Raw genomic sequence first — 18,944 nt, 5'->3', positions numbered from 1 at the left:
GGCAAGGGGCTGGGGCAAGTGGCCGGGGCAAGGGTCCGGGAGCGGTGCGCCGCTCCCGGATGCCCGGCCTCACCAAGTCGTCGGTTTCGGGTTGCGCTCGTCGAAGCCCTTCTGGTGCCAGTAGGGGTAGATCGGCGTTTCCTGGCTCGCCGCGTCGAGGCGTGCGACCTGCTCGGGTGAGAGAGCCCAGCCGACCGCGGCGAGGTTCTGCTTCAACTGCTCCTCGGTGCGGGCACCGACCACGATGTTGCACACGGTCGGCCGAGTCAGCAGCCAATTCAGCGCTACCTGCGCGACGCTTTTTCCCGTCTCTTCGGCAACCGCATCGAGGGCGTCGACCACGCCGAACAGGTACTCGTCCGAGACCGGCGGCCCACCCTCGGCGCCGCCAGCGGCGATCCGCCCGCTCCTGTTCTCCTGGCCGCGCCGGATCTTGCCGGTGAGCCGGCCCCAGCCGAGCGGGCTCCACACCATCAGCCCGACGCCCTGGTCGATCCCGAGCGGCATCAGCTCCCACTCGTAGTGCCGACCGATCAGGGAGTAGTAGCCCTGATAGGCGACGTAGCGGTTGAGCCCGTAGCGCTCTGAGGTGGCGAGCGCCTTCATGAGCTGCCAGCCGGAGAAGTTCGAGGCGCCGATATAGCCGATCTTGCCCGCGCGGGTGAGGTCGTCGAGCGCCCGCAGCGTCTCCTCGACGGGGGTGAGCGCGTCGAATCCGTGCATGAAGTAGACGTCGATATGGTCGGTGCCGAGCCGCTTCAGGCTGGCCTCGCAGGCGCGCACGATGTGGTGGCGCGAGGAGCCGACCTGATTGAGGTCGTCGTTGAAGCGGAAGGTGGTCTTGGTCGAGATCAGCGCCCGCTCGCGCTTGCCCTTGAGCGCCTGGCCCAGCACCTCCTCGGAGGCGCCCTGCGAGTAGATATCGGCGGTATCGAAGAAGTTGACGCCGGAATCCAGGCAGAGATCGACCATCCGGGTCGCCTCGGCGACATCCGTCTGACCCCAGCGCTGGAAGAATTCGTTGGTGCCGCCGAAGGTGGCGGTGCCGAAGCTGAGCACCGGTACGGTGAGGCCGGAGCGGCCGAGCTGCCTGTATTCCATAGGACCCTCGCGTTCGATCGGATCGCGCCGCGCCGCGCGGCGCGCCTGCCGATCTAACGCGTCAGCCCGGCCCGACTTCCCCGCTGACGGCAGGCCTGCCGTGCGCGGAGGCGGAAGGTGCGCGATCGCTCCGGCTGCGGCAACCGGCCCCTCGCGGACGTGTCTGGCGTTCCCGCAGGGAACGGGGATAGATTCGCCCGACGGCTTGCGAGGAGAGGCCCGATGGCCGGCGTCAGCTTGCCTGAGTGGCCCATCGGCGACGGCGAGATGGCCGCGCGCATCCGGACGCACGCCTGGGCCTCCACACCGCTCGGCGCCCTCGAGAGCTGGCCGCTCAGTCTTAGGACGGCGGTGGACCTTCTTCTGCCCAGCAGTTTCGCGATGGTCGCGCTGTGGGGACCCCAGCTCATCCAGATCTACAACGACGCCTATCGTGACCTGATGGGTGCCAAGCACCCAGCCGGCCTCGGTCAGCCTACCTCCGGGTGCTGGCCGGAGATCGCCGACATCACCGCGCCGATTTATCGGCGCGTCCGGCACGGGGAGACCGTCACGCTTCAGAACGCGCACTTCCCGATCGCCCGGAACGGTCCGCCGGAAGATGCCTGGTTCACGCTCTCCTACAGCCCCATCCGCGACGAGACCGGCACCGTCGCGGGGATCCTCCTCGTCATCGCCGAGGCCACCCGCCAGCATCGGGCGGAGGGCGCGTTGCGCGAGAGCGAGGAGCAGCTCGCGGCCATCTTCGCGAACGCCGCCGTCGGCCTCTCCGAGCTCACCCCGGACGGGCGCTTCCTGCGCGCCAACGGCGAGATCTGCCGTATCCTGGGGCGGACGCACGAGGAGGTCCTGCGCCTGACGGTCCTAGACGTGACCTATCCGGACGATGTCCCCCCAAGTCTCGACGCGGTCGCGGAGGCCCTGCGAACCCACGAGCCCGTCACCCTCGACAAGCGCTACGTACGGCCGGACGGCACCTACGTATGGGCGAACAGCCGGGTGCAGACGCTCCACCACGGACCGGACCGTCCGAGCACGCTTCTGGCCGTCACCACGGACCTGACCGCCCGCCGTCTCGCGGAAGAGCGCGTACGCGACAGCGAGGAGCGGTTCCGGGCCCTGGCCAACCTCGTGCCCGTCATTCTCTGGCGATCGGACGCGAGCGGTCGCGCCTACTCGCAGAACCAGTCTTTCCTCGACTATTCCGGCCTGACACAGGACCGGACACAGGATTTCGGCTGGCTCGACGTCATCCATCCCGATGATCGCGAGGCCGCGAGCACGGCGTTCCGCGAGGGATTCCGGCATCAGCGCTTCATCGAGGTGCAGCACCGCATACGCCGCCGGGATGGGCAGTACCGCTGGTTCCTGGTTCGGCAGGTTCCGGTGATGGACCAGGCCGGGCAGGTCACGCAGTGGTTCGGCGCGGCGATGGACATCCACGAGATGCACGAGATGCAGGCGCGCCAGGCCGTAATGGTGGACGAGGTTCAGCACCGCACCCGCAACCTGATCACGGTCGTGCGCTCGATCGCGCAGCAGACGATGGCGCGGACCACCTCGACCGAGCAGTTCCGCGAGCAGTTCAACGACCGCCTCGCCGCCCTATCCCGGGTACAGGGACTGCTGTCCCGCTCCGACCGCCAGCCGATCACCATCCGGGCGCTGATCGAGACCGAGCTGCACGCTCTCGGCGCGACGGCCATGCCGGGCCGCGTGGCTCTGGAGGGACCCAACGTGACCCTGCGCAAGGCCAGCGTGCAGACGCTCGCCCTCGCGCTTCACGAGCTGGCGACCAATGCGCGCAAGTACGGCGCGCTGGCGGGCGAGCAGGGCGAGCTCTGGGTGGGCTGGGACAGCTACACGGCGGAAGCCGGCGAGCGGCGCCTCTCCCTGGTCTGGCTCGAGGAGGGCATTCGCACACGTCCGGACGGCACTCCGGCCCGGCGCGGCTACGGCCGTGAGCTGATCGAGAAGGCGCTGCCCTACGCCCTGAAGGCCCGGACCCGTTTCGAGATCGGCGCGAACGCGCTTCGCTGCACGATCGATCTACCGCTCTCGGACGCGCCGAGAACGCCACTTCGCTGATCGCCGCATTGCCCGCCCAGGACATCGCTCGGGCAGCCACGCCGACCGTCAGCGGTAATCGGTCGGTGTGAGGCCGTGCCGGGCGATCTTGTCGTAGAGCGTCTTGCGCGGTGTGCCGAGCGATTCGGCGGCGCTTTTCACATCCCCGCCGGCCGCGATCAGCTCGTCGCGGATCACGCCGCGCTCGAAGCGGTCCACCTGCTCGGCGAGGGTGAGGGCCGGCCCCGAGGGAGCCTCGGTCGCGCCCGTCGCCTCGGGGCCGAAGCCCAGCGCGCATCGCTCGGCGAAATGGCCGAGCTCGCGCACGTTTCCGGGCCAATCGTGGCCCTGCAGGTGCTCGCGGATCGCGGAGGACACCGGCGGGGCTTGGCGTCCGAACCGCTCGGCCGCCCGGCCCAGGAAGTGCTGGAACAGCAGCGCCACGTCCTCGCGCCGCTCGCGCAAGGGGGGGATCGTCACCGTGATGACGTTGAGGCGATGGTAGAGATCGTCGCGAAACGTGCCTTGCGCGGCAGCGAGCCCCAGATCGATTTTGGTCGCGGCCACAACCCGCATGTCGATCGGGCGGATCTCGTTGGTGCCGAGCGGCTCGACGGTGCGCTCCTGGAGCACCCGCAGGAGCTTCACCTGCAGGCCCATTGGCATGCTCTCGATCTCGTCGAGGAAGAGCGTTCCGCCCTGCGCGTGCTCGATGCGCCCGACCCGCCGCTTGAGCGCGCCCGTGAAGGCGCCTGCCTCGTGGCCGAACAGCTCGCTCTCCACCACCGTCTCGGGCAGCGCGCCGCAATTCATCGCCACGAAGTTCCTGGCCGAGCGCCGGCTCCAGCGGTGCAGCGCGCTCGCCACCACCTCCTTGCCCGACCCCGTCTCGCCCAGCACCAGCACGTCGACGTCGGCCTGGGCGACGTCGCGAACGAGGCGGCGCAGGCGCACCATCCCGGGCGAGACGCCGAGGAAGGCCGGGTCCTCGTCCGCCGCCGCTTCGAGGCGCGCGCGCAGACGCCGGTTCTCCAGCACGAGGCGCCGCCGCTCCAGGGCACGACGTACGGAGCCGATCAGCACCTCCGCCGGGTAGGGCTTGGCCAGGAAGTCGTAGGCGCCGGAGCGCAGGGCCCGCACCGCCATCGAGATGTCGCCGTGCCCGGTGATCAGAATCACCGGCAGGTCCGGATCGGCGGCGTTCAGGCGCTCGAACAGGGCGCGGCCGTCCAGGCCGGGCAGGCGCACGTCCGTGACGACGACGCCGGGCGGCTCGGCCAGGATCGAGGCCAGTGCCGGCTCGGCCGCTCCGAACGCCTCGACCGCGAATCCGTCGAGTTCCAGGCTCTGGCGGTTGGCGCGGCGCACGTCCTCCTCGTCGTCGATGAAAACGATGCGCTCGGATCGGCCCGCCTCGGTCTCGGCCTCGCTCACGGCGTCTCCCCCTGAAGCTCCCGCGCCGGCACCCCGGCCCGGACCAGCACGATGCGGAATATGGTGCCGCCGCCCTCCGCCGCCTCCACGCCCAGCGTGCCGCCGCACTCCTCCACGATCCCGCGCGCGATGGCGAGCCCGAGCCCGAGCCCGTCGGGCTTCGTGGTGAAGAAGGCGTCGAAGATCTGCGCGCGGTCGGCATCGGAGATGCCGGGCCCGTTGTCGCGCACCGCGATGCGGACGTGCTCCTCCGTTCCCGTCACCCCGAGCTCGACGCGGCCGCCGGCCCGGCCCGCCACCGCGTCGAGGGCATTCTGCAGGAGATTGACCAGAACCTGCTCCAGCCGCGCCCCCTCCCCAATCGCCGAGAGGCCGGGCTCGGCCCGGACCACCAGATCGGTGTTCTCGTCGCGGGCCCGGTGCGCCACGATCTCGAGGCTTCCGCGCAGAATCTCGTCCACCGCCACCGGTTCTCGCCGGCCGGAGGCGCGCCGGGCGAATCCCTTGAGCTGGCGCGTCAGGCCGCCGATGCGATCGACGAGGCGGCCGATCGCCGCGACGTTCTCGGCCGCATCGTCCACGCGACCGCGCCGTACCAGAATGCCCGTGTTGTCGGCGTAGGAGCGGATCGCGGCGAGCGGCTGATTGATCTCGTGGGCCATGCTTGCGGCGAACTGCCCGAGCGCCGCGAGGCGGCCGGCCTGGGCGAGCTCCCGGCCGAGGCGCTCGCGCTCGGCCTCCGAGCGCCCGCGCTCCTCGATCTCCTCGCGCAGGCGGTCGTTGGCCGCGCTGAGTTCGCGGGTACGCTCGCTCACCCGCGCCTCCAGCTCGACCCGGCGCGCGCCCTCCTCGGCGAGGCGCACCTGCGTGCGGGCCCGGCGCCCCAGCAGCGTTCCGAGCCCGAGGGCCAGGAGGCCGGTGGCCAGCAGCGCGATCAACCGGCCCTGATTGCGCTCGCGCTCGACCGCGGTGGCGATCGGCGTCAGGGTGTGGATGCGCCAGTCGGTGTCGCGCACGGGCGCGTCCAGCATCAGCATCAGCTGGGCCGGGGCAGCGCCGCGACCGAGACGGACCAGCTCGTTCTCCGCCAGGTAGAGCGGCAGCGGTTCAAGCGGTGCTGCGCCGAATTCCAAAGCCTCGCGGCTGCGTTCGCGCGCCTCCGCGTCCAGAGGCGTGAGCGTGCGGAAGCGCCAGGCCGGGTCGCTCGCCACCAGAACGATGCCGCGGGCATCCGTCACGAATACGCGCTCGCGCACCTCGCGCCACGCGGCCTCGGCCGCGTCGAACTCCACCTTCACCACCACGACGCCGGCCCCCTCGCCGACGCGCCGGGCGAGGTAGAGCCCGGGGCGCCCGCTCACTGTCCCGAGCGCGAACTGGGAGCCCGCTCCATCCGCCATCGCCCCGCGGAAATAGGGCCGGAAAGCGTAGTTGTTGCCGATGAAGCTGCGGCCGCTGGTGGCGTTGCTCGCCGCGACTGTCAGCCCGTCTGGCCGGATCACGTAGATCACCGCCGCGCCCGTCGCCCCGGCGACCTCGGCGAGTCGGGCGCTCAGGCGGTCGGCGAGGCCGGCCGCGGCCTCCCCACTCCCCGAAACTTCCGCCCGCAGCACTGCTGCGATCTCCGGGTCGGTCGCGAGCGCCAGCGGCAGCGCGCTCTGCCGCTGCATTTCGTTGTGCAGCGCGCCGGCCTGGATGGTCAGCGTGGCGCGCGCGGTTCGGCGCAGGTCGGCGAGCGCCCAGCGTTCGGCCACGCGCCCGCCGGCCCAGGTCGCGACCAGCATCGCCATCAGGCAGAGGCCGAGGAGGAACCAGCGGGCCGACGCGGTCCGTCCCGGACCCGGGCGTGACCCGGGCAACGCGCTCATCGCTCGACACCCCGTGCGGAAATCCGGAACGCGACGGGCACGCGATTGCGAGACCTCGGAACGAACGACGATGGGCGACACGGTGCCATGCAGAAAAATGCTTCCCCGACAGGGCCTTAACAAAATTTTCATACGGTTTTGGAGCTGGCACGCCCGTTGCCATTCACCCGGCGTAACGCAGTCCTGCCATCGACGCATGACTGCAAGCCTCCTGGCCAAAAGCAAGAGCGCGCTCCCGCGGATGCCCGAGGCACCCGGGATCGAAACCGACGAACCGACCTCACGAACCGGATCCCGAGGAGATGCCCTGATGGCAGCCGTACCGTCCCCACTCACCGCGCCGCACGCGCCGGCCAAGCCGAAGCCGATCTACCGCACGCTGTACTTCCAAGTGCTGGTCGCGGTGGCGCTCGGCATCACGCTCGGCCACTTCTACCCGCAGCTCGGTGCGGACATGAAGCCGCTCGGCGACGCCTTCATCAAGCTTGTCAAGATGATCATCGCGCCGGTGATCTTCCTCACCGTCGTCTCCGGCATCGCCGGCATGACGAACCTTGAGAAGGTCGGCCGCGTCGGCGGCAAGGCGCTCATCTACTTCATCACCTTCTCGACGCTGGCTCTGATCGTCGGCCTGATCGTGGCGAACCTCGTCCAGCCGGGCGCAGGCATGCACATCGATCCGAAGTCGCTCGATCCGAAGCAGATCGCGATGTACGCCGAGAAGGCGAAGACGCAGACGATCACCGACTTCCTGATGAACATCATCCCGTCGACCGCGGTCGGCGCGTTCTCGGGCGGCGAGATCCTTCAGGTGCTGTTCTTCTCGGTGCTGTTCGGCTTCGGCCTCGCCTTCCTGGGCGACCGCGGCAAGCCGGTGCTCGACATCATCAAGGTCCTGTCCGAGGCAATCTTCGGCGTCGTCAACATCATCATGAAGGTCGCTCCCATCGGCGCCTTCGGCGCGATGGCCTTCACCATCGGCAAGTACGGCATCTCTTCGCTGGCCAACCTCGCCTACCTCGTCGGCGCCTTCTACCTGACCTCGGCGATCTTCGTCTTCGGCGTGCTCGGCGCGGTCGCCCGCTACAACGGGTTCTCGATCATCAAGCTGATCCGCTACATCAAGGAGGAGCTTCTCCTCGTCCTCGGCACCTCGTCGTCCGAGTCGGCGCTGCCCTCGCTCCTCGAGAAGATGGAGCGCGCGGGCTGCTCGAAGCCGGTCGTCGGCCTCGTCGTCCCCACGGGCTACTCGTTCAACCTCGACGGCACCAACATCTACATGACGATGGCGGCGCTGTTCATCGCCCAGGCCACCGACACCCCCCTCACGCTCGGCGAGCAGGGCCTGTTGCTCCTCGTCGCCATGCTCTCCTCGAAGGGCGCGGCGGGCGTGACCGGCTCAGGGTTCATCACACTGGCCGCCACCCTGGCGGTGGTCCCCTCGGTGCCGGTCGTCGGCATGGCGCTCATCCTCGGCATCGACCGCTTCATGTCGGAGTGCCGGGCGCTCACCAACTTCATCGGCAACGCGGTGGCCTGCATCGTCGTCGCCCGCTGGGAGGGGGAGGTGGACGAGGCGCAACTCGCCGCCACCCTCGGCCGCAACGCCCCGGCCAACCCGGCCCCCGCCCCGGCTCTCCAGCCGGCCGAGTAAGATCCGGGTGCCGCGCCGCGCGCGGCACTCCGCCGAACGAAGCTCCGCGCCGAAAGGTGCGGGGCTTTCGCGTGTCGGGTCTCTGGACGGTGCGGCAGAATCCCGCCGATGATCCCCCATGGCGACTCAGCCACCCGGGATGCCCGATGCAGCCCCACGACGCGCTCCGCGGTTTCGCCCGCGCCGCCCTGGCTCTCGTCTACCCGCCGAGCTGTGCGGGCTGCGGCGGCGCCACCATGGATCCCGGCGCCCTCTGCCCATCCTGCTGGTCGTCGCTGCGGCTGATCGAGGCGCCGCTCTGCCCGCGCTACGGCACGCCGCTCGCCCTCGATCCCGGAATCGGGCCGCTCTACTCGCCCCGCGCGATCGCGGACCCGCCGGTCTTCGACCGTGCGCGGGCGGTGGCCCTCTACGATGATACCGCCCGTCGGATGGTCCACCGGTTCAAATATGAGGATCGCCTCGATCTGGCGTCCGCTATGGCCCGCATGATGATGGCGAGCGGGCGCGAGCTCCTGGCCGAGGCCGATTGCGTGGTGCCGGTGCCGCTCTACCGGTGGCGGCTGTGGCGGCGGCGCTTCAACCAAGCGGCGTTGCTGGCCCGGCCGGTCGCCCGGCGCGCGGGGCTGCCCTTCGAGCCCAGGCTCCTCGCAAGGGTCCGGGCGACGCGCCCGCAGGTCGGTCTGAGCCGCGCGGGCCGCGCCGAGAACCTCCAGGGCGCCTTCCGGGTGCCGCAGGAGCGCCGGGCGGCGCTGCAGGGCCGGCGTGTGTTGCTCGTCGACGACGTCACCACGACGGGCGCCACCGCGAACGCCGCCGCCCGGGCGCTGATCCGCGGCGGGGCTATTGCTGTCGATCTTCTCACCTTCGCACTGGTGGCCGATCCGCTGGGCTAACTGATCCTCAGGCCGCATTCTCCTCGGCCAAGGCCGGCCGGATCACCGAGAGCGTGAAGTCGTAGGCCTCCGCGATGCTCTCGTACCAGAGCGAGAAGGGCGTCGCCTGGGCGAGCCTGAGGTCGCCCCGGGTCTCGCACGCGCTCCGGTGCAGGTCGGCGCCGAGCTTGGCGGCAAGGCGCAGCATCGGCTTGTTGCGGTCGAGGCAGCGGACATGGAGGGTCCCGACGCCGCGGTTGCGCGCGGCGCTCGCGATGCGGCCGAACAGGGCCGTGCCGATGCCCCGGCGCCGGAAGTCGCGCTCGACCGCGAAGGCGGCCTCGGCCTCGGCGCCGAGCATGAAGCCGTGCGGCGTCCCGGCCGGGCGCAGCTCACCGAGGCCGCGCAGCACGCCGTCCACGAAAGCGCCGACGACCAGCCCCTCGGCGGTCACGGCGCGCTCCGCGTAGGCGCGCGTGCCGGCCTCGCCGACCGGGCCCATGAAGCGGTTGGCACGGGTCTCGGGATCCAGCCGCTGGAAGTAGTCGAGGACGGCCGGGCGGTCGCCCGGCCAGAGGCGCCGGATCGTATGTCCGGGCGCCGCGTGTTCTGGCAGTGCCATTCAGGGTCTCCGGTCGACGGCGCGGCGGGCGCACAGGATCGGACGTTCCCTCCCAAGGCCCGGCAGATGTGGCACCGAACGCTGGGTTGTGCAATGCAGCAAAATGCCCGGGCGAACGGCCGAGCTATGCGTGGCGGCGGGTAGGATTGAGACGACCGGGACCTGCCGTGAACGTCCCCGGCTTGATCCGGGGTGGGGAGCGGGGCAGACCGACGCGCCCGTATCCTGCGCGAGCACAGGCCCGGAGGCCGCACCGTGACATCGAGTTCGACGCCGCAGCACCGTCCCGGAAGCGGAGCCGCCCCGTCGGGTCCCGTGCAGCAGCGCTACGACGCCCTCGTCCGCTCTGGCACGATCGAGCGCGACGCGGCCCAACTTCAGGTGGTCCGCGCCCTCGACGACCTTCTCGGAACGCTCGCGCGCCGGCAGCGCGCCCGCAAGGGCAGCGCGCTCGGCTGGCTCTTCGGCCGCAAGGAGACGGCCGCGCCGCCGCGCGGCCTCTACATCTGGGGCTCGGTCGGCCGCGGCAAGACCATGCTGATGGACCTGTTCCACGAGGCCGCGCCCGGACCGAAGCGGCGGGTGCATTTTCACGGGTTTCTCGCCGACGCGCACGAGCGCATCCACGCCTACCGGCAGGCGCTCAAGCGCGGCGAGGTGAAGGGCGACGATCCGATCGGTCCGGTCGCCGACGCGCTCGCGGGCGAGGCCAGCCTGCTCTGCTTCGACGAGTTCACCGTTACCGACATCGCCGACGCGATGATCCTGGGGCGCCTGTTCAAGGCCCTGTTCGCCCGCGGCGTGACCGTAGTGGCGACCTCGAACGTCGAGCCCGACCGGCTCTACGAGGGCGGACTGAACCGAGCGCTGTTCCTGCCCTTCATCGCCGAGCTCACTGAGCGTGTCGCGGTGATGCGCCTCGATTCGCGAACCGATTTCCGCCTGGAGAAGCTCGGCGGCGCGCCGGTCTACCACGTGCCGGCCGACGCGGCCGCCGCCGCCGCGCTCGACGCCGCCTTTCGCAGCCTCACCGGCAAGGCCAAGGGGCAGCCCGGCAGCGTGCGGGTGCAGGGGCGCGACGTGCCGGTGCCGGAGGAGGCGGCGGGCGTCGCCCGCTTCGGATTCCGCGACCTCTGCGCCCAGCCGCTCGGCGCCTCGGACTACATGGCGCTGGCGCGCAGCTTCCACACGCTGATCGTCTCGGACATTCCGGTGATGGGCGAGGCCGAGCGCAACGAGGCCAAGCGCTTCATCACGCTCATCGACACGCTCTACGACGCGCAGGTGAAGTTCGTGGCGTCCGCGGAAGCCGAGGCGCAGGATCTCTACATCGCGCGCGAGGGCCGCGAGGCCTTCGAGTTCGACCGCACCGTCTCGCGCCTGATCGAGATGCGCTCCTCGGAATATCTCGCCCTGCCGCACGGCAAGGCGGAGCCCTCCGGATCGAGCGCAGGCCTCGTCGAGACCTGAGGCGGCGTTCGGGGCGCCGCTCGCGGGCTTCGGGGGTGCTTCCGGTCGATCGGAGTCGTTTCCTCTCGCGCGCGATCTATCTCCCCCGCTCCATCTCCCTCACGGCACGCTGTCATGCCCAGTTCGATCTTCAGGCTGCGCCGTTCCCGCTGGCGCGGGGCCGGCCCTTTCGCCGCTTTCCTCGGCTCGCCCACCGCCTTCGCGCTGCTCGTTGTCGCGCTGGTGGCGGGCGGCTGGAACTATCTGGCCGGCGAGGCCAACCGGGCGGAGGCGGCGAGCGGCACCGGCACGATCGCCGGTCTCGAACGCCTGCTCTCCGCCGTGAAGGACTTGGAGGCGAGCCAGCGCGGTTACGTCCTGGTCGGCAGCGACGAGCATATGGGGCCCTACCACCGTGCGCTCGCCGAGATCGAGACGGGTCTCGCCGGGCTCGGCCGCACGGCGCAGGAGCCGCTGCGGGCGGGCGCGCCCTCGCTCGCCGAGTTGATCGCGCGCAAGCGCGACTTCGCGGCCCGCGTGATCGCGGTCCGGCGCGAGCAGGGCTTCGAGGCCGCGACCGCCCTGGTCCGGACGGGCGACGGCATCGCCCTGATGGAGGCGATTCGCGCAGAGGTCTCCGGCATCGAGGGGGCCACCGAGCGGCGGCTGGCCGACCTGCGGGACACGGAGTCCCGCCGGTCCCTTCTGCTCTCGCTGCTCTCGGGCGTCTGCGCGCTCGCGGCGATCGCGCTGCTCGCCCGCCTTGCCCTGGTGCGGCGGCGCGAATCTCTGCGCATGTCGGCGCTGCTCGACGGGGTTCTGGCGAACGCGCCCGTCGGTCTCGGCTTCCTCGACCGGGACCTGAAGATTCGCCACATGAACCGGGCGCTGGCGCAGATGAGCGAGCGCGGGTTTGGCGCCGATCTCGGAGCGCCGATCTGGGCGATGCTGCCGACGCTGCAGGACGCGCTCGCCCCAAGGCTCGCTGCCGCGCTCGACGAGGGCCTCGTCACGCCCGACGTACCGGTCGCGGTCCCAACGCCGAGCGCGCCTGGCGGCGTGCGCCGCTTCTCGATGAGCTTCTACCCCTTACGCGGCAGCGGCGGAGAGGGCTCGCAGGTCGAGGGTGTCGGCCTCGTCGTGGTGGACGAGACGGTGCGTCACCTCGCAGAGGCGCGCCTGCGCCGCAGCGAGGAGCGGTTCCGCTCCCTGATCGAGGCGAGCGCCGCGATCGTCTGGACGGCCGCGCCCGCGGGCGGGCTTCACCCGCGCCAGGCAGGCTGGACGCGCTTCACCGGCCAGGACGACGCGGCCTATGCGGGCCTCGGCTTCCTCGACGTCGTCCATCCGGATGACCGCGAGCGCACCCGCGCAGCCTGGACGCACGCCGTCACGACACAGGCGCCCTACGAGGTGGAGCACCGCATCCGTCGCCGCGACGGCGCCTACCGGGCCATGAGCGTGCGGGCCATGCCGATCCTGGAGCACGACGGCTCGATCCGGGAATGGGTCGGCACCCACACAGACGTCACCGAGGCGAAGGCCGCCGAGGCCGCGATCCTCGCCGCCCGCGAGGCCGCCGAGGAGGCCAACCGCGCCAAGAGCCAGTTCCTGGCCAACATGAGCCACGAACTGCGCACGCCGCTCTCGGCGGTGATCGGCTATTCCGAGATGCTGCAGGAGGAGCTGGAGGATCTCGGTGAGCCGGACCTCATCGCGGACATGCGCAAGATCGAGGCGAACGCCCGCCACCTGCTCGGCCTGATCAACGACGTGCTCGACATCTCGAAGATCGAGGCTGACCGGGTGGAGATCTACGCCGAGACCTTCGAGGTCGTGCAGGTGGTGCAGGAGGTGGCCTCGACCGTCGAGGGGCTCATCGAGAAGAAGGGCAACACCCTCGCGCTCGACCTCGCCCCGGACCTCGGCAGCGCCCATACGGACGTGACGAAGCTCCGGCAGTGCCTGATCAACCTGCTCAGCAACGCCGCCAAGTTCACCGAGAACGGCCGCATCACCCTGCGGGCCACCCGCGAGGGCGCCACCCTGCGCTTCGCGGTGGTCGACACCGGCATCGGCATGAGCGCCGAACAGGTCGGGCGCCTGTTCCAGCGCTTCACCCAGGCCGACGCCTCGACCACGCGCCGCTTCGGCGGGACCGGGCTCGGGCTCTCGATCACCAAGGCCTTCGCCGAGATGCTCGGCGGGTCGATCGCGGTGGCGAGCGAGCCGGGCCGGGGCACGACCTTCACGCTCGCCGTGCCGGACGCGTGGCACGCCGCCGATGAGACCGTCGTGGAGGCTCCGCAGGCGGATGGCGGCGACGGGCGCACGATCCTGGTGATCGATGACGACGCCGCGACGCGTGATCTGCTGGCCCGCTTTCTCGAGCGCGAGGGGTTCCGCGTGGCGACCGCGGAAGACGGACGGCAGGGCCTCGACCGCGCACGCGCGCTGCGTCCCCGCGCGATCCTGCTCGACGTCACCATGCCGCGCCTCGACGGCTGGGCGGTGCTGCGGGCGCTGCGGGCCGATCCGGAACTCGGGGCCACGCCGATCGTGATGGTCACGGTGCTCGACGAGCAGAACCTCGCCTTCTCGCTCGGCGCGACGGACTACCTGCAGAAGCCGATCGAGTGGGCGAGCCTGAAGGCCGTGACCGACCGCTTCCGGCCGACGACCACCGAGGGACCGATCCTCGTCGTGGATGACGACGCGGACGCCCGTGAGCGGGTCGTGGTGGCCCTGGAGCGCGAGGGCTTGCCGGTGCGCGAGGCCGCCCACGGGGGGCTGGCGCTGGAGGAGGCGGCGCGCGAGCGTCCGGGCCTCGTTCTGCTCGACCTGATGATGCCGGAGATGGACGGCTTCGCCTTCCTGCGCGCCTTCCGGGCCCGGCCCGACTGGGCGGAGGTGCCGGTGGTGGTGCTGACAGCGAAGGACATCACCGGTGAGGACCGGCGGCGGCTCGCGGGCCAGGCCGACCGGGTGATCAGCAAGGGCAGCCTCAGCCTCGCCGATCTGGCGCGCGCGGTCCGGGATCTGGTGCCCGAACCCGCGGAAGCCGAGTGAGGCGCGACCTCTCCCCGGCGGGAGAGGGCCGGCCCCTCACTTCTCGACGAACGCCTTCTCGATGACGTAGTGGCCGGCCTCGCCGTGGTTGCCCTCCTCCTGCCCGCGGCCGGAGAGGAGCTCGCGGGTGTCGCGGATCATCTCCGGCGAGCCGCAGAGCATGAAGCGGTCGTCCTCGTTCGAGAGAGGCGGCAGGCCGATATCCTCGAACAGCTTGCCCGAGGTGATCAGGTCGGTGATCCGGCCGCGGTTGCGGAAGGGTTCGCGGGTCACGGTGGGATAGTAGATCAGCTGGTTGGCGATCATCTCGCCCAGGAACTCGTGTTTGGGCAGCGTCTCGGTGATGGTCTCGCCGTAGGCGAGCTCCTGCACCTGCCGGCATCCGTGAACCAGCACGACCTTCTCGAAGCGGTCGTAGGTCTCCGGGTCCTTGATGATCGACAGGAAGGGCGCGAGCCCCGTGCCGGTGCCGAGCAGGTAGAGGTGGCGGCCCGGCAGCAGGTTGTCGAGCACCAGCGTGCCGGTGGGCTTCTTGCCGACGATGATCGGGTCGCCGACCTTGAGGTGCTGCAGCTTGCTCGTCAGCGGGCCGTTCGGCACCTTAATCGAGAAGAACTCCAGCTCCTCCTCGTAGTTGGCCGAGACCACCGAGTAGGCGCGCAGCAGCGGCTTGCCCTCGACCTCGATGCCGATCATCGTGAACTCGCCGTTGCGGAAGCGGAAGCCCGGATCGCGCGTGGTGCGGAACGAGAACAGCGTGTCGGTCCAGTGGTGGACCGATACCACCCGCTCCTCGAAGAACTTGCTCATGGACGGATCTGTCCCCGAATCTTTCTCAAAACCCTTTGTGGCGGGCTATCTCGCACCTGCGGCGGCCGCGTCAAGGCATAGCTGGCACGCGGGCGCGTGCGGGCTCAGCTTACTGGAATCACTCTTAAAACTCGGCCGCCGCGCCGCCGCTCAGAGCGGCTTCAGACCGGCCTCGATCTCGGCGCGGCGCGGTTCCAGGAAGGGCGGCAGGGCGAGCCGCTCGCCCAGCGTGTCCAGCGGCTCGTCGGCCGTGAAGCCGGGCCCGTCGGTGGCGATCTCGAACAGGATGCCGTTCGGCTCGCGGAAGTAGAGGCTGCGGAAGTAGTAGCGATCGACGGGGCCGCTCGTCGGCATCCGGCGCTGCCGCAGCCGTTCGGCCCAGGCTGCGTAATCCGCATCGGGGATGCGGAAGGCGACGTGATGGACCGCACCCGCGCCCTGGCGGGCCGGCGCCGCGGCGTCGTGCAGGAGTTGGATCTCGGCGGCCGGTCCGCCCGAACCCATCCGGAACACGCGCACGGGCCCCTCGGGCAGCTCGAAGGTGCGGTCGTGGGTCATGCCGAGGATCTCGGTCAGCACCGCCTCGGTGCGCTCGGGCGCCGGCACGGAGAGGCGGATCGGCCCCAGGCCACGGATCTGGTGCTCGGCCGGCACCGGGCTTGCCGTCCAGGGATGCCCGGGATCGGTATCGTCCGCCACCAGGGCGAGGCGCTGGCCCTCCGGATCCTCGAAGTCGAGGCTCAGGCGTCCGTCCTGCTCCATCGGGGCCGAGTGGTCGACGCCCTGCCGCGCGAGATGGGCGCGCCACCAGTCGATCGCGGCCGTGGGCACGCGCAGGTGCGTGCGGCTGATGCTGTTGCTGCCGCGGCGCTCGGGCGGCGCCGGCCAGTCGAAGAAGGTGATGTCGGTGCCGGGCGAGGCGAGCCCGTCCGCGTAGAACAGGTGGTAGGCAGAGACGTCGTCCTGGTTCACCGTCTTCTTCACCAGCCGCAGCCCAAGCACCCGCGTGTAGAACGCGAAATTGTCGGCCGCCCGCGCGGTGATCGCAGTGAGGTGGTGGATTCCGGTGAGTTGCATGGATCGGACTCTCGGAGCGGTCGCCTTACAGTGCCTATCCCCACCGAGACGCTCGGGATCCCGAAAGGTGGAAACCCTACGGCGGGGGCCCGGGCCGGGGGCTTGGGGCGGCACCCCGAGAGGGCGAAGCCACGCGCGGGCTCCGCCCTCCACCCGCCAAAGGTCCGGGGCCTTCGGGATCCGCGATCAGAAGCCCGTGGGCCGGCCGGCCGCGACAACCAGCATCTTGCCGTCCGCGAAGGTGCGGGCGGCAGCGCGGCGGATGTCGGCCTGCGTCACGCCCGACACCATGTCATTGCGGCGCGCGAAATAGTCCATGCCGAGATCCTCGAAGGCGATCTGCACGAGCTGGTGCGCGATCTTGGTCGAGGTGTCGAAGCCGAGCGCGTAAGAGCCGGTGAGGTAGTCCTTCGCCTTCTGCAGCTCCTCGTCGGACGGGCCGTTGGCGACGAGCCGGTCGATCTCCTCGGAGATCACCGCGAGCGCCTCGCCGACGCGCTCGTTCTTGGTGGCGGTGTAGCCCCAGATCATCGCGGTGGCGCGGTGGCTGACGAGCGAGGTACCGACCGAGTAGGCGAGCCCCCGCTTCTCGCGCACCTCTTGGAACAGGCGCGAGGTGAAGGCGCCGCCTCCCAGGATGTGGTTGAGCACGTAGGCCGGGATGAAGTCTGGGTCGCGCCAGGGCACGCCGGCCAGGCCGAAACGGATCACGGATTGGGGCACGTCGAGATCCACGACCTCGCGACGGCCGAGGCCCTGCACCACGGTCTTCGGCACGGCGCGGAGTTCGCCGGCCTCCGGCAGGGCGCCGAAGGCCCGGTTCAGCCCCTCGGCGAGCTGCGCGCTGGTGATGGCGCCCACGGCCGCGACCTTCACGGCGCCGCGCCCGATGATCAGCGCGTGCATCGCCAGCAGATCGTCGCGGGTGATCGCCGCGACGCTCTCCAGGGTGCCGGAAGACGGCCGGCCGTAGGGGTGGCCGGCAAAGCCCTCGCGGAAGAACCGGCGCGAGGCCAGCACGCCCGGATCGTTCTGCTGGTAGCGCAAGCCGGCGATCATCTGGGCGCGCACGCGCTCGATCGCGTCCGGGTCGAGCCGGGGCTTGGCCAGCGCCAGGGCCAGCAGGTCGATCGCCTCGTCGGCGTGCTTCGTCAGCATCTTGAGCGAACCGCCGATGGCGTCGGGGCCGGCGTGGAAGGACAGCTCGATCGCGCGCGCGGCCAGCCGCTCCTGGAAGGCGTCGGAGGTGAGGTCGCCCGCGCCCTCGTCGAGGAGGCGCGCCAGCATCTGGGCGCAGCCAGCCTTGCCCTCGGGATCCTGCGCCGCGCCGCCCTCGAAGGTGAAGGCAAGCGCGATCATCGGCACGACCGGCGACTCGACGTGCCACGCCTCCACGCCGGCGCCGCCGGGGACGGGCAGCGCCTTCGTGGGCGCGTTGGCTGTGCGGGCGTCGGTCTCGGCCAAGTTCATGGGAACCTCGTTGTTCTTGTTTCGGCCGCCCGCGAACGGCGGCCGCCTCGGATGCGCTTCGGTCCGTGCCGCTACTCGGCGGCGATCGCGACCGGCGCGTCGGCGTCCTTCGTCTTCGTCAGGTAGCCGGTGACAGAGCGGGCCGGCGTCAGCCAGCGCTCCGCGGCCGCCGCGAGGCGGTCCTTGGTCACGGCCTCGATGTCCGTGGGCCAGCGGCGCACCTCCTCGACCGTCTCGCCGATGGCGAGCGCCGAGCCGTAGATGCGGGCGAGCGAGGACTGGCTGTCGGACGAGTAGACCGTCTCGGCCACGAGCCGGGTCTTGGCCCGCTCGATCGCCTCGGCCCCGAGCGCCTCGGCCGGCGCGCGGCGCAGCACGCGGTCGACCGCATCCTCGAGCTGCTCCAGGCCGACGCCCTCGGCGGGCACGGCGTAGACGGAGAACCGCGTATCGTCGATCGCCGAGCCCATGTACCAGGCGCCGGCATTCACCGCGAGGCCCTGCTCCAGCACGAGCTTGCGGTACAGATAGGAGGTCGAGCCGCCGCCCAGCACCTCGGCCAGCAGTTCCAGATCGTGGCAGCCGCCGTCGCGGGCGGTGATGCAGGAGGGTGTGAGGTAGAGGCGCTGCAGCGTCGGCTGCTCGACCTTCGGGTCGGCGACCGCGAGGCGGCGCATCGCCCGGGGCTCGGGCTCGCGCGGGCGACGGCGCTCGGGGCGTGCGCCCTGCGGCGCGACCTGCCCGTAGGTCGCCTCGGCCTGTCGGCGGACCTCGTCGGGGGTCACGTCGCCGGCGACCACCAGGATGGCGTTCTCCGGGGTGTAGAAGCGCTTGTAGTAGGCGAGCGCGTGCTCGCGGTTCAGCCCCTCGATCTCGTGCATCCAGCCGATGATCGGGATGCCGTAGGGGTGATGCACGAAGAGCGAGGCGGCCATCGCCTCGGAGAGCTGCGCGGAGGGGTCGGTCTCGACCCGCATGCGGCGCTCCTCCAAGACGACGTCGCGCTCGGGCGCCACGACGGCGTCGTCGAGGACGAGGCCCGACATGCGGTCGGCCTCGAAGGCCATCATCGTGCCGAGATGGTCGCGGGCGACGCGCTGGAAATAGGCAGTGTAGTCGTAGCTGGTGAAGGCGTTCTCCTGCCCGCCGAGGCCCGAGACCGCCTTCGAGAAGGCGCCCACCGGGTGCTTCTCGGTGCCCTTGAACATCAGGTGCTCGAGGAAGTGCGCGATGCCCGACTGGCCGATCGGATCGTCGGCCGAGCCGTTGCGATACCAGATCATGTGGGTGACGACGGGGGCACGGTGGTCCGGCACCACGATCACGTCGAGGCCGTTGTCCAGGGTGAAGCCGGTGACCGCCGGACCGCCCGCCTCGGACCGCCCATGCGGCGCCGCGTCGGCACGGCCGGCGCTGATCCGCGGATCCTGCGGATCAGCGCCGGCCGT

Annotated in this window: 13 protein-coding genes; 5 read left to right on the top strand and 8 right to left on the bottom strand. The window is 70.8% G+C overall.

The features are described from left to right. Positions 1 to 69: 69 nt before the first annotated feature. Positions 70 to 1,101 (bottom strand): aldo/keto reductase, encoded by a 1,032-nt coding sequence (locus MFF54_RS25200; protein WP_238306940.1) that lies wholly within the window; start codon positions 1,099 to 1,101, stop codon positions 70 to 72. 222 nt (positions 1,102 to 1,323) lie between these two features. Here MFF54_RS25200 and MFF54_RS25195 point away from each other — a divergent pair, with 222 nt between their 5' ends. Next, entirely contained in the window at positions 1,324 to 3,189 is a 1,866-nt protein-coding gene (locus tag MFF54_RS25195) for a PAS domain S-box protein (protein ID WP_238306939.1), read from the top strand. A 48-nt stretch (positions 3,190 to 3,237) separates the two neighbouring features. On the opposite strand, the gene MFF54_RS25190 is transcribed toward MFF54_RS25195, so the two are convergent. Together MFF54_RS25190 and MFF54_RS25185 are read right to left on the bottom strand one after the other, a co-directional pair. Further along, positions 3,238 to 4,602, bottom strand: coding sequence for a sigma-54-dependent transcriptional regulator (locus MFF54_RS25190; RefSeq protein ID WP_238306938.1), 1,365 nt, complete (start codon positions 4,600 to 4,602; stop codon positions 3,238 to 3,240). After that, the gene (locus MFF54_RS25185) at positions 4,599 to 6,470 is read right to left on the bottom strand and encodes a sensor histidine kinase (RefSeq protein ID WP_238306937.1); all 1,872 of its coding nucleotides are present in this window, start codon (positions 6,468 to 6,470) and stop codon (positions 4,599 to 4,601) included. Before MFF54_RS25185 ends, MFF54_RS25190 begins: the two co-directional genes overlap by 4 nt. A gap of 310 nt (positions 6,471 to 6,780) precedes the next feature. On the opposite strand from MFF54_RS25185, the gene MFF54_RS25180 reads away from it, so the two are divergent. Both MFF54_RS25180 and MFF54_RS25175 read left to right on the top strand, forming a co-directional pair. Then, positions 6,781 to 8,124 (top strand): dicarboxylate/amino acid:cation symporter, encoded by a 1,344-nt coding sequence (locus MFF54_RS25180; protein ID WP_238306936.1) that lies wholly within the window; start codon positions 6,781 to 6,783, stop codon positions 8,122 to 8,124. Between the two features lie 146 nt (positions 8,125 to 8,270). Then, on the top strand, positions 8,271 to 9,020 hold the full coding sequence (locus MFF54_RS25175; RefSeq protein WP_238306935.1) for a ComF family protein: 750 nt from the start codon (positions 8,271 to 8,273) through the stop codon (positions 9,018 to 9,020). A 7-nt stretch (positions 9,021 to 9,027) separates the two neighbouring features. Here the strand turns inward: MFF54_RS25175 and MFF54_RS25170 are convergent, their stop codons facing one another. After that, on the bottom strand, positions 9,028 to 9,621 hold the full coding sequence (locus MFF54_RS25170) for a GNAT family N-acetyltransferase (protein WP_238306934.1): 594 nt from the start codon (positions 9,619 to 9,621) through the stop codon (positions 9,028 to 9,030). Positions 9,622 to 9,876: 255 nt separating this feature from the next. Here MFF54_RS25170 and zapE point away from each other — a divergent pair, with 255 nt between their 5' ends. Next, positions 9,877 to 11,091 (top strand): cell division protein ZapE, encoded by a 1,215-nt coding sequence (gene zapE / locus MFF54_RS25165; protein WP_238306933.1) that lies wholly within the window; start codon positions 9,877 to 9,879, stop codon positions 11,089 to 11,091. 114 nt (positions 11,092 to 11,205) lie between these two features. Then, on the top strand, positions 11,206 to 14,139 hold the full coding sequence (locus MFF54_RS25160; RefSeq protein WP_238306932.1) for a response regulator: 2,934 nt from the start codon (positions 11,206 to 11,208) through the stop codon (positions 14,137 to 14,139). 36 nt (positions 14,140 to 14,175) lie between these two features. On the opposite strand, the gene MFF54_RS25155 is transcribed toward MFF54_RS25160, so the two are convergent. The 4 genes from MFF54_RS25155 to MFF54_RS25140 all read right to left on the bottom strand — a co-directional run bounded on the left by MFF54_RS25155 (position 14,176) and on the right by MFF54_RS25140 (position 18,914). After that, positions 14,176 to 14,949 (bottom strand): ferredoxin--NADP reductase, encoded by a 774-nt coding sequence (locus MFF54_RS25155; protein WP_109951405.1) that lies wholly within the window; start codon positions 14,947 to 14,949, stop codon positions 14,176 to 14,178. A gap of 150 nt (positions 14,950 to 15,099) precedes the next feature. Continuing rightward, a complete protein-coding gene (locus MFF54_RS25150; RefSeq protein WP_238306931.1) occupies positions 15,100 to 16,026 on the bottom strand; it encodes a ring-cleaving dioxygenase in 927 nt (308 codons plus the stop codon). 186 nt (positions 16,027 to 16,212) lie between these two features. Continuing rightward, positions 16,213 to 17,496, bottom strand: coding sequence for a M16 family metallopeptidase (locus tag MFF54_RS25145; RefSeq protein WP_238306930.1), 1,284 nt, complete (start codon positions 17,494 to 17,496; stop codon positions 16,213 to 16,215). Between the two features lie 71 nt (positions 17,497 to 17,567). Continuing rightward, entirely contained in the window at positions 17,568 to 18,914 is a 1,347-nt protein-coding gene (locus MFF54_RS25140) for a M16 family metallopeptidase (RefSeq protein ID WP_238306941.1), read from the bottom strand. Positions 18,915 to 18,944: the final 30 nt, after the last annotated feature.

This window comes from Methylobacterium gregans, assembly GCF_022179245.1.
GTDB lineage: Bacteria > Pseudomonadota > Alphaproteobacteria > Rhizobiales > Beijerinckiaceae > Methylobacterium > Methylobacterium gregans.
This window is presented reverse-complemented; position numbering and strand designations above follow the sequence as displayed.

What these genes read in the sequence shown, in the direction of transcription:
- MFF54_RS25200 (WP_238306940.1), bottom strand. Translation starts at nt 1,101, where the DNA reads ATGGAATACAGGCAGCTCGGCCGCTCCGGCCTCACCGTACCGGTGCTC.
- MFF54_RS25180 (WP_238306936.1), top strand. Translation starts at nt 6,781, where the DNA reads ATGGCAGCCGTACCGTCCCCACTCACCGCGCCGCACGCGCCGGCCAAG.
- MFF54_RS25175 (WP_238306935.1), top strand. Translation starts at nt 8,271, where the DNA reads ATGCAGCCCCACGACGCGCTCCGCGGTTTCGCCCGCGCCGCCCTGGCT.
- MFF54_RS25155 (WP_109951405.1), bottom strand. Translation starts at nt 14,949, where the DNA reads ATGAGCAAGTTCTTCGAGGAGCGGGTGGTATCGGTCCACCACTGGACC.
- MFF54_RS25145 (WP_238306930.1), bottom strand. Translation starts at nt 17,496, where the DNA reads ATGAACTTGGCCGAGACCGACGCCCGCACAGCCAACGCGCCCACGAAG.
- MFF54_RS25195 (WP_238306939.1), top strand. Translation starts at nt 1,324, where the DNA reads ATGGCCGGCGTCAGCTTGCCTGAGTGGCCCATCGGCGACGGCGAGATG.
- MFF54_RS25150 (WP_238306931.1), bottom strand. Translation starts at nt 16,026, where the DNA reads ATGCAACTCACCGGAATCCACCACCTCACTGCGATCACCGCGCGGGCG.
- MFF54_RS25170 (WP_238306934.1), bottom strand. Translation starts at nt 9,621, where the DNA reads ATGGCACTGCCAGAACACGCGGCGCCCGGACATACGATCCGGCGCCTC.
- MFF54_RS25185 (WP_238306937.1), bottom strand. Translation starts at nt 6,470, where the DNA reads ATGAGCGCGTTGCCCGGGTCACGCCCGGGTCCGGGACGGACCGCGTCG.
- MFF54_RS25160 (WP_238306932.1), top strand. Translation starts at nt 11,206, where the DNA reads ATGCCCAGTTCGATCTTCAGGCTGCGCCGTTCCCGCTGGCGCGGGGCC.